A 3,661-nucleotide genomic window follows, 5' to 3' on the forward strand; every position below is an offset into this window, starting at 1 on the left:
TGCCCAAGCGGGCCTGGCAGAAGCTCTCCGCAGGGGCCGGGGCCAAGGGCCACCGCTTCTACGACTGGGCAGTCATCAACCTCGCCGACCCCCGCCCCGGGAGTCGGCAGCTGCTGATCCGCCGCAACCGCAGCACCGGCGAACTCGCCTACTACCGCTGCTACTCGCCCGCACCCGTGCCGCTGACCGTGCTGGTCCAAGTCGCTGGATCAAGATGGCGGGTGGAGGAGTTCTTCCAGTCGGGCAAGGGCCTGGCCGCACTCGACGAGCACCAGGTCCGCCGCTATACCTCCTGGTCCCGATGGGTCACCCTCGCCATGCTCGCGCACGCCTTCCTCGCCGTCGTACGCGCAGACGAGCACACCCGCCCCGCACCCGATGCCCTCATTCCGCTCACCTGCAACGAGATCCAACGCCTGTTCATCACCCTCGTCGTCCGGGCCGTCCACGACACAGCCCACCGGCTCGGTTGGTCGAACTGGCGGCGCCGCCACCAGGCCCGATCCCAGGCCAGCCACTACCGGCAACAAGCCACTCGGGCATGAAGATCACGATCTACGGCTGTAGTACTAGCAAGACGCCGGCGACGCCGCCCCGCCGACGGACCTGGATTCAAGACGGGCGTCATCGTTGTACGCCGCCCCGACAACGACGACCAGCAGAAGTAGAGCACCGGTGCCGACAGCCCTGGCACGAGCCCGGGCTGACATGTTGACGGTTACTGCTGGGCAGCGTCATTCATGGCCACGGCCAGGCTCTTCGGGCGCATGTCCGTCCAGTGCTGCTCCACGAACTCCAGGCAGGCAGCCCGATTGTCCGCATGCTTCGCGATGACCCAGCCGACGGGGACGTCACTGGCGGCGGGCCACAGGGAGTGCTGTCCCTCATCATTGCGCAGCACCAGGTAGTACGCGTCGTCGTCCTCAAAATGGTTCGTCATCTACGTCTCCACCGTTTCCAATTCTGAATCCGTTATGCCTGGCTCAGGCTAAGGCCGGTCCGCGCGGCGGTAAACCCTCCCATCGAGGCACGGCGAAGTCCTCTCGCACTGTTGGAGGACCAGAAAGCAGCCATCCCCCTCCGATAGGAGGAGGCGATCATGAATCGCGCCGATGGAACGATTTACCTCGTCACATCGGAGTACATACGATCCCGGCATGTGAAAGTCAGTCTCGGACTGAGATCTCCCGAGACTTGACAGGGGATCAGCGTGATACGGGGGACGGCAGCATGCACACGCCCGCAGAGGAAATTCTGTGCCGACTCATGGCCGAGTTGGCGGGGCGGGCCCGGGTTGACGTCGACGACAGGTTCTTCGACCTCGGCGGAGACAGCATCACAGCAATGCAGCTGGTCAGTCGAGCGCGGGAGGCAGGACTGGTCATCACCCAGCGTGGCGTCTTCCGATGTCAGAGCGTGGCCGAACTGGCCGGCATGGCCCGGAAGATGGCAACGCGTTCCTCGTGATGCGCCATCGGGAACAAGTCCATCGACTGGCGTGGATCCAACCCGGCCCTGCCGTCCGACAGCAGACCGCTTCCGCAGGGCGGACACGCCGGACGATACTTTCGAGCGGGCCCGAGGCTTCCCAACTCACTGTCCGCCTAGTACTGGCCGCACTCAACACCTTCAAGATGCCCGATACACACCTCATGCCCGCGTACACGTCGGACGGGACGGACAATACACTGGCTCAAATTCGACCCGGATTCGACCCCAGCAGTTTGTTCAACCAAGAAACATAGGCTCTGACCTGCTGAAATAGAAAGCGGCAGACGAGTCGGGCTGTACGCCGGGTATTCCTGGAGCACCTTTCTGACCTGCGGCTTTACGGGATCGGACCGGATGTGACCTGCTAGGACGGGTTGCAGAGGCGATCGGAGGCAGTCAGAGGAAACCGCTCTGATTCGACCCCGATTCGAACCGAGCTGCTCGGAGTCAGCCAGAGGCAATCGCCCTCTGGTTTGGTCCGAGTCGGCCCAGGTCAGACGGCGTTGATCAGGCCGTGAACCCGCTGACAGCACTCGGAATCGACCTCGGTCGAGCCGCGATGGGGACGCCTGCCTCCAGCACCGGAGCCAGGCATACGAATGCCTCCAGGATGGCCATCCTGGAGGCATCGCTGGCACCGATTGGAGGTCGGTACCGGACACCACCCGTGGTTTTAGCGGGCCTGGGTGGCGTCTCTGTCCTTGCGGGACGGCTCCACAGTGCCACACAGCACCCACCAGACAGGTTCTCTCCGACGTCCATTTCACCCAGGTGAGCGACTGGGTCTTCACCAACTGCCTACGGCTGCAGCCGATCTCATTCTGCTCGGGGACCTCACCGGCCGCTACGCGGCGGGCAGTTACAGCATGCTCTCCTCCGACAGCCGGACCCTGGTCCTGCGCGCGGACCGTCAGGGCGCGGCTGAGCACGGGCACCGGATCACGGCGGCCATCGCCTGCCACGTTGCGCGCGCCGGTGGCACCGTCGACGAGCTGACCCGACTACTGCTCCACCCCGACCACGAGGGCGGACGGCACGCCCAGCACATCGCGCTGCGCTCCGGGCAGGGGCGCGCCCTGGACTACATCAGCCGGGTATGGGCCAGCGCCTCGGCCGCGGTCAGCAGCACGAGAGTCCTGGAGTCGCGCCAGCACGCGTACGAGGTTCTCGCCGCGCTGCGTGACCGGATCGAGACGACGCCGTGGCGCGGGGAGCGGGGCCGGACCGCGTTGCGGGTGCTGCGGGCGCATCTGAACTTCGCGGAGATCGCGGGCGGCCCTCTGCACCACGCCAGCGAGCGGCAGACGGCGGAGGAAGCGGGCATCTCCCGCACGACGCTCCGGGTCGTCTACGAGACGGTCCTCAAGCCTCGTGGTTGGCTGCGCCGGCTGCGGGTCGGCCATGGCCGGGAGGGCTCCACGTGGTACCTCGCCGACGGCAGCGCCGGCGATCGCGCTATCCCCGCTGTGCGGTCTCGTTTCCGGACCACTCAGTACCCCCCCGACCCGGTACTTGAGGAGTGGCCCACGCCTGAGACGGGTGCGGCGGCCGATGTCGACTCGACCGTCATCGGTCGGCTGATGGGCCACGACGCCTTCGCCCACCACGGTCTGGGCAGCGCCGCGCTCGTGATCATCGGTGCACTGCACGCCCGCCCGGCGCAGACGGTCGGCGAACTTGTCGGCTCGTCATCGGTGTCCCGCGCCACCGTCTACCGCACCCTGCGACGCCTGGCCGACCACGGCCTCGTGTACCACAGCGGTGAGACCTGGACCCTCGCACCTCGCGCCCTGGAGGGCTTCGGCAGCACCTCTCCGGAGGCTGTGCCTGAAGAGATCACAAAGCCGGCTCAGGGCTGGGACTCCGTCGCGAAGCGGCATGGAACCACGGGCGTCGCGGCCCAGCGCAAGGCGCTGCACGCTGCCGAGCGCGCGGTGTACCGGGATGTGCTGGAGCGGCTGTCGGAGCACCGCAGCAGGGCCGTGGTGATCGTCCGCGATGGGCGCCGGGTCCTGGTCCCCGCACCCCGGCCCGACGAGATTCCCTCCGCGTGGCAGGCCCCAGACGGATGCGTCCTCGATCCGGTCACCGGTCGCGCCGCTCCCGACTGGCGGATCGCCACCGATGGACGGCTGATCCTCATCACCCCTGCCGACCAGCGCAGTTACGA

At 66.8% G+C, this 3,661-nt stretch carries 3 protein-coding genes and 1 pseudogene; 3 read left to right on the plus strand and 1 reads right to left on the minus strand.

Translation table 11 applies throughout. The features are described 5' to 3' along the window. Positions 1 to 545: pseudogene (locus tag RMT89_RS39770) on the plus strand (IS701 family transposase); the annotation flags it as partial. A gap of 173 nt (positions 546 to 718) precedes the next feature. On the opposite strand, the gene RMT89_RS39775 reads toward RMT89_RS39770, so the two are convergent. Then, complete coding sequence (locus RMT89_RS39775) at positions 719 to 940, minus strand: MbtH family NRPS accessory protein (RefSeq protein ID WP_315888628.1); 222 nt, start codon at positions 938 to 940, stop codon at positions 719 to 721. 290 nt (positions 941 to 1,230) lie between these two features. Between RMT89_RS39775 and RMT89_RS39780 the strand changes: the two genes are divergently transcribed. Both RMT89_RS39780 and RMT89_RS39785 read left to right on the plus strand, forming a co-directional pair. Further along, entirely contained in the window at positions 1,231 to 1,467 is a 237-nt protein-coding gene (locus RMT89_RS39780) for a phosphopantetheine-binding protein (RefSeq protein ID WP_315888629.1), read from the plus strand. Between the two features lie 890 nt (positions 1,468 to 2,357). Beyond that, positions 2,358 to 3,661: helix-turn-helix domain-containing protein (locus RMT89_RS39785; RefSeq protein WP_315888630.1), on the plus strand; the 1,304-nt coding region annotated here is incomplete at its 3' end.

This window comes from Streptomyces sp. P17 (genome assembly GCF_032436805.1).
Lineage (GTDB): Bacteria > Actinomycetota > Actinomycetes > Streptomycetales > Streptomycetaceae > Streptomyces.

Bases quoted from the DNA above. Each gene is read 5' to 3' on its own strand.
- RMT89_RS39775 (WP_315888628.1), bottom strand. From the start codon at position 940: ATGACGAACCATTTTGAGGACGACGACGCGTACTACCTGGTGCTGCGC.
- RMT89_RS39780 (WP_315888629.1), top strand. From the start codon at position 1,231: ATGCACACGCCCGCAGAGGAAATTCTGTGCCGACTCATGGCCGAGTTG.